At 38.8% G+C, this 6,308-nt stretch carries 5 protein-coding genes; all 5 read left to right on the top strand.

Annotated features, from left to right (window positions below; translation table 11 throughout):
• Positions 1–316: 316 nt before the first annotated feature.
• The 5 genes from AC3WJF_RS18260 to paaD all read left to right on the top strand — a co-directional run bounded on the left by AC3WJF_RS18260 (position 317) and on the right by paaD (position 6,014).
• Positions 317–1,642 carry a phenylacetate--CoA ligase family protein gene (locus AC3WJF_RS18260; protein ID WP_492454746.1) on the top strand — a complete coding sequence of 442 codons (1,326 nt, stop codon included), beginning with the start codon at positions 317–319 and terminating at the stop codon, positions 1,640–1,642.
• A gap of 31 nt (positions 1,643–1,673) precedes the next feature.
• Positions 1,674–2,639 carry a 1,2-phenylacetyl-CoA epoxidase subunit PaaA gene (gene paaA / locus AC3WJF_RS18255; RefSeq protein ID WP_492454745.1) on the top strand — a complete coding sequence of 322 codons (966 nt, stop codon included), beginning with the start codon at positions 1,674–1,676 and terminating at the stop codon, positions 2,637–2,639.
• A 1,597-nt stretch (positions 2,640–4,236) separates the two neighbouring features.
• A complete protein-coding gene (gene paaB, locus AC3WJF_RS18250; protein WP_492454744.1) occupies positions 4,237–4,617 on the top strand; it encodes a 1,2-phenylacetyl-CoA epoxidase subunit PaaB in 381 nt (126 codons plus the stop codon).
• Positions 4,577–5,401 (top strand): 1,2-phenylacetyl-CoA epoxidase subunit PaaC, encoded by an 825-nt coding sequence (paaC, locus tag AC3WJF_RS18245; protein ID WP_492454743.1) that lies wholly within the window; start codon positions 4,577–4,579, stop codon positions 5,399–5,401. The genes paaB and paaC overlap by 41 nt, the downstream gene beginning before the upstream one ends.
• A 112-nt stretch (positions 5,402–5,513) precedes the next feature.
• Positions 5,514–6,014, top strand: coding sequence for a 1,2-phenylacetyl-CoA epoxidase subunit PaaD (paaD, locus tag AC3WJF_RS18240; protein ID WP_492454742.1), 501 nt, complete (start codon positions 5,514–5,516; stop codon positions 6,012–6,014).
• Positions 6,015–6,308 lie beyond the last annotated feature (294 nt).

Below are 6,308 nucleotides of genomic sequence, written 5' to 3'. Positions count from 1 at the left end.
GAAGCAACTTTCCCATATAATAATTTGATACCATAAAACTTTCGAACCGCCGTATACCGAACGGTACGTACGGTGGTGTGAGAGGACGGAGGTTAATCACCTCCTCCTACTCGATTTTAAACGAGCTTTTATGAGGGACGAAAAAAACCAAGTTTGCTACCTAGTTGCTCATAGTCCTTTTTTAAAATAGGAGGTTGAATTTTCAGAATCAAATTGACAATTGAGATTCAAGGTCGTATTCTATAATAAAGTGTGACGATAAAATATGCAGACGGGAAAAATACGTCATATTAATGATTGGGTAAGGAGGAAATATATGATTTTGCATGAAATTGAAACTGCGGAAAGGACATCCATCGAGAATCAGCAGCTTCATGATTTGCAAAAAACGATTGAAAGAGTTTATGAGCATGTTCCGTTTTACCGAAAAATGCTACAAGAAAATAATGTTTCATCACTTGCCATACAAACAATAGGAGATGTAAAGAAATTACCTTTCACAACGAAAAAAGATCTAAGAGATCATTACCCATTTGGCTTATTTGCTTCCAAACAAAAAGAGCTTGTTCGTTTACATGCATCGTCAGGGACAAGTGGAAAACCAACTGTAGTCGGATACACTAAAAAAGATATTCAGGATTGGGCGCTCATCGTTGCGAGGGCAATTGCCATCGCTGGAGCTGGACCCGAAGATATTCTCCAAAATGCTTATGGATATGGTTTATTCACAGGTGGGCTTGGGCTTCATTTTGGAGGAGAAGAATTAGGGGTTACCGTTATCCCAATCTCCGGAGGGAATACGGAGAGACAAATTTCTATCATCGAGGATTTTCAGCCGTCTATTCTTTGTTCAACACCATCATATGCATTGAATATTGGAGAAAAAATGGCAGAGATGGGGAAGGATCCGAGAAAGACTTCTTTAAAATATGGAATTTTCGGGGCAGAACCGTGGTCCGATGAAATGCGAAACACATTAGAGGAGCTTTTTGATATTAAGGCTTGTGACATTTATGGATTAAGTGAAGTAGTTGGACCTGGAGTAGCAATGGAATGTAGTGTTGGACAGGACGGTTTACATATTGCAGAAGACCATTTTTTAGTAGAAGTCATTGATCCTCATACATTAAAACCAGTGCCTGAAGGGACCGTAGGTGAACTCGTTTTTACTAGTCTTAAAAAGGAAGCGCTTCCAATCATACGATATCGTACAGGAGATATTGCATCGATAACCAAAGCGAAATGCATTTGTGGAAGAACAACAACTCGCATGTCGAGAGTGAAAGGGCGCATTGACGATATGATTATCGTTAGAGGTGTCAATGTTTTTCCATCTGAAATTGAACATCATTTGATTCAAATAAAAGAAATAGCACCTCATTATCAATTACAACTTCATAGAACATCCTCCTTAGACGAAGTAGAGCTACACGTAGAATTAAAAGAAGAGCTTTTTCATAAAACATCACAGAATCTAGAATCTCCAATAATACAAACATTAAAAGCAGAAATACAAGAGAAAATGAAATCCTATTGCTATGTGACAATGAAAGTCGTATTACTTCCGCCAAAAAGCATTCAGCGCTCGGAAGGAAAAGCTGTAAGAGTTATTGATCATCGTAAAGAAGTGATGAAAAAATGAAATCATCATGAAAAAAGAAAGGGGATCCGATATGAGTACAGTTGATTTTTCTAAATTTACGGAGGAAGAAAAATTACAGCATTTTATAGAACGAATTGAAAATGGGGAAAAGATAGAAGCAGACGATTGGATGCCGGATGAGTATCGAAATACTTTAATTAAACTTATTTCGATGCATGGCATTAGCGAAATCATGGGGGCATTGCCGGAAAAGGAATGGGTTCCAAAGGCACCTTCATTACGGAAAAAACTAGGCATTATGGCGAAAGTGCAGGATGAAATGGGTCATGGTCAACTTCTTCTTAGAGTAGTAGAGGATCTTCTGGAGCCATTAGGAAAAAACAGAGAAGACATAATGGAAGATCTCTTAAATGGCGATTTAAAATTTCATAATGTGTTTCATATGGAGTCGCCGACATGGGCAGATGCAGGTATTATCGCCTGGCTTGTCGATGGTGCTGCGATTATGACCCAAACGAATATGCTTCAGGCATCCTACGGCCCTTATGCACGTGCATTGCTTCGTATTTGTGCAGAAGAGGTGTTTCATGCCCAGCATGGAGAATCCATTATTATGGCATTAGCGGAAGGTTCAGAACTGCAAAGGGAAATGATGCAAGAGGCGATTAACCGCTGGTGGCAGTCGTTACTAATGTTCTTTGGTCCTGCAAGTGCCGAAACTACCGGCACTTCAAAGCAAGATATCACCATCAAATATAAAATACGCACGAAAACAAATGAAGATCTACGTCAGGATTTCTTTACGAAATATGTACCGAGGGTTTTAGCGCTTGGTTTTAAACTTCCGGACGACACCATGTATTTTGATGAGGAAAAAGGCAAATGGGTATATCAGCAGCCTGATTGGTCTGAATTCAAAAAGATTATTGCTGGTCATGGACCAAAATCACAGTCGCGATTACAGCTTAGAAGAATGGCATTCGAAAATAGCAAATGGGTTCGAGAAGCATTAGGTTCGAATAGTGCAGTAATGTAGAGAATAGTTATTTTACTACCTATCGGACAGAGGATCTGTTATCTGTGACAAAATAGCTGAAATTAGTAGATAAGAGGACAGAGGATCCGCTATTAGAGTAAATAGCAATGGTTTTATAGTGATTTAATACAAATAGCGAAATGTGTGTCCTCAAACACCGATAAAATGATGATTTTCATAGAAATAGTGGAACCAGTGTCCGCATAAATGTACATGAGTTACCTATCGGACAGAGGATCCGCTATTAGAGTAAAGTGCAACGGTTTTATAGTGATTTTATACGAATAGCGGAATGAGTGTCCTCCAACACCGTTAAAATGATGGTTTTTATACAAATAGCGGAACCAGAGTCCGCATAAATGGACATGATTTACCTAGCGGACAGAGGATCCGCTATCTGTGACAAAATAGCTGAAATTAGTAGATAAGCGGACAGAGGATTCGCTATTAGAGTAAATTACCGCGATTTATAAGTGATTTTATACGAATAGCGGAATGAGTGTCCTCCAACACCGTTAAAATGATGGTTTTTATAGAAATAGCGGAACCAGTGTCCGCATAAAAGTACATGAGTTACCTATCGGACAGAGGATCCGTTATCTGTGACAAAATAGCTGAAATTAGTAGATAAGAGGACAGAGGATCCGCTATTAGAGTAAAGTGCAACGGTTTTATAGTGATTTTATACGAATAGCGGAATGTGTGTCCTCCAAAACCGTTAAAATGATGGTTTTTATACAAATAGCGGAACCAGAGTCCGCATAAAAGTACATGAGTTACCTAGCGGACAGAGGTTCCGTTATCTGTGACAAAATGACTGAAATTAGTAGATAAGCGGACAGAGGATCCGCTATTAGAGTAAAGTGCAACGGTTTTATAGTGATTTTATACGAATAGCGGAATGTGTGTCCTCCAAAACCGTTAAAATGATGGTTTTTATACAAATAGCGGAACCAGAGTCCGCATAAAAGTACATGAGTTACCTATCGGACAGAGGATCCGTTATCTGTGACAAAATAGCTGAAATTAGTAGTTAAGCGGACAGAGGATCCGCTATTAGAGTAAAGTGCAACGGTTTTATAGTGATTTTATACGAATAGCGGAATGTGTGTCCTCCAACACCGATAAAATGATGATTTTCATAGAAATAGTGGAACCAGTGTCCGCATAAAAGTACATGAGTTACCTATCGGACAGAGGATCCGCTATTAGAGTAAATTGCAACGGTTTTATAGTGATTTTATACGAATAGCGGAATGTGTGTCCTCCAAAACCGTTAAATTGATGGTTTTCATACAAATAGCGGAATGTGTGTCCTCCAAAACCGTTAAAATGATGGTTTTAATAGAAATAGCGGAACCAGAGTCCGCATAAATGGCCATGAGTTACCTATCGGACAGAGGATCCGTTATCTGTGACAAAATAGCTGAAATTAGTAGTTAAGCGGACAGAGGATCCGCTATTAGAGTAAATCGCAGCGGTTTTATAGTGATTTTATACAAATAGCGGAATGTGTGTCCTCCAACACCGATAAAATGATGATTTTTATAGAAATAGCGGAACCAGTGTCCGCATAAAAATAGAAAGGATGAGGTCTTTGCAAAACAAAGAATTTTACCATGTCTTTGAAGTGTTTAGTAAACGAAATCACAAATCCGATTTCCAGCATCAATTTAGCCTACTTGCACCAAACGATGAAATGGCATTAGTAATGGCTCAGGAAAATTTCATGAGACGGGAGCCGGTAGTAGATATTTGGGTTGTGAAACGATCTGATATTACGAAGCTAAATCCTGAAGATAAAAATGCATTAGAACGACTGGACAATAAAGAATACCGCCTTACAAAAGGATATGGCTATTTGAAAAAGAAATGGCGGAAATATGAGCAACAAGTTCTGGATGAGAAAGAAATTATGTCATGGGGAGGAAAGCAAAATGGACCAAATCACAACGCCGCAGGAAGCGATTCAAAATAAGGAATATAAGGCAGCTTTAGTGGAGCTCTTATACCAGCTGGCAGACGATGATTTTATCCTTGCTTTTCGCGGTTCAGAATGGCTGGGCTTGGCACCTCATATTGAAGAGGACATAGCATATGCTTCGATTAACCAAGCTACTATGGGACATGCGGTTATGTACTATGAACTCCTTGAGTCGCTGGAGGAAGGTTCCGCAGATATGCTAGCACATGAGCGAAAAGCATTGGAACGAAAAAATGCAATATTACTAGAGTTAATGAATGGAACAGGTTCCTATTTAGAAAATCCAAACTATGATTGGGCATTTACAGTAGTTCGACATTATTTCTATGATATTTATAAAAAATTAAAATTGGAAGCTTTGAAACAATCATCGTATATACCTCTGGCACAAGCTGCTACTAAAATGAAAATGGAGCAATATTATCATGTTATGCACTGGAAAGTTTGGTTCAACCAGCTCGTTTTGAGCGGAGGAGAAGCCAAAACACGAATGCAAGCAGCGATTCAAAAAGTTTGGGATGAATTCGCCGGTGTTCTTTCATATGGAACACATGGACAAGAATTTTCAAAATATAAATTAGTAGAGGAAGAAAACTTCTTTAAGCAAAAATGGGAAGCTGAAATGAAACAGGTTTTTGAAAAGGTGGGTATCGATTATCCCGGATTTCCAAGTGCCAAAAAAGGAGATGGTCGATCAGGAGTGCATACAGAGGATATAAACCAAGCATTATCCACCCTAAGTGAAGTATATAAGCTCGATCCACAAGCAACTTGGTAAGAAATCCGCTAGCCGATAGGCGTTGGAGCTAGACAGAGTCTAAACTTGTTAGATAATTTTCGAGATAAAAAACTTATACTTTCTTATCTCTTAAGAAAGGTGAGGGTAATAAGTGGAGTCGATTGAAACATTACAATTAAATGTTCTAAAGAAATTGGAGGATGTAAAGGACCCTGAAATTCCTTCAGTTAGTGTACTGGACCTCGGGATGGTTGAGGATGTCCAATTTGGAAGTAATGGAAATGTGAAAATTATAGCGCTTCCTACATTTGTTGGCTGTCCTGCATTAGAAATTATTAAAAAGAATATAAAGGAAGCTATTCATATGGTGGAGGGAGTAAAAGATGTAGAAGTGGAATTTGTATTTGACCCTCCTTGGACATCCGACCGAATTTCGGAAACAGGAAAAGAAAATCTAAAAAAATTCGGAATAGCTCCACCACCAATATTTATAGAAGATCAGGAATTATGGGATGTAGAATGTCCATATTGCGGTTCTCACTATACAACCATGGAGAATCTTTTCGGTCCTACAGCCTGCAGAAGCATTTTGTATTGCAAAAGCTGCAAAAATCCATTTGAGGCAATGAAGCCGATATCTACTTTAATGTAAGGATCAATTGTGGATTTAGCTTCATGTGTACACGTGAATAGGTTTTATTCGGTACGAAAACTAGATAGAACGTATACACAAATTACGGCACGAATTCTTACAAAATTATAGCCTGTATTCTAAAAATGATTGTTGTTTTTAACAAATATGGAAACGTAGGGCTGATTGTAGCGAAAGGCACTTGACTCTTGCGGGATATAGAGGAAATTCGAGACCCCGCAGACGGAACGTCGAGGAGGCTCGACTTCCTCCCCGCTGAAAGCAAGTGCCTGTATAGGAAAGTAATGGCCAGTG

It is taken from the genome of Heyndrickxia sp. FW510-T9, from assembly GCF_058781025.1.
This window is presented reverse-complemented; position numbering and strand designations above follow the sequence as displayed.

Coding starts and splice junctions, on each gene's coding strand:
- paaA (WP_492454745.1), top strand. CDS start 1,674: ATGAGTACAGTTGATTTTTCTAAATTTACGGAGGAAGAAAAATTACAG.
- AC3WJF_RS18260 (WP_492454746.1), top strand. CDS start 317: ATGATTTTGCATGAAATTGAAACTGCGGAAAGGACATCCATCGAGAAT.
- paaC (WP_492454743.1), top strand. CDS start 4,577: ATGGACCAAATCACAACGCCGCAGGAAGCGATTCAAAATAAGGAATAT.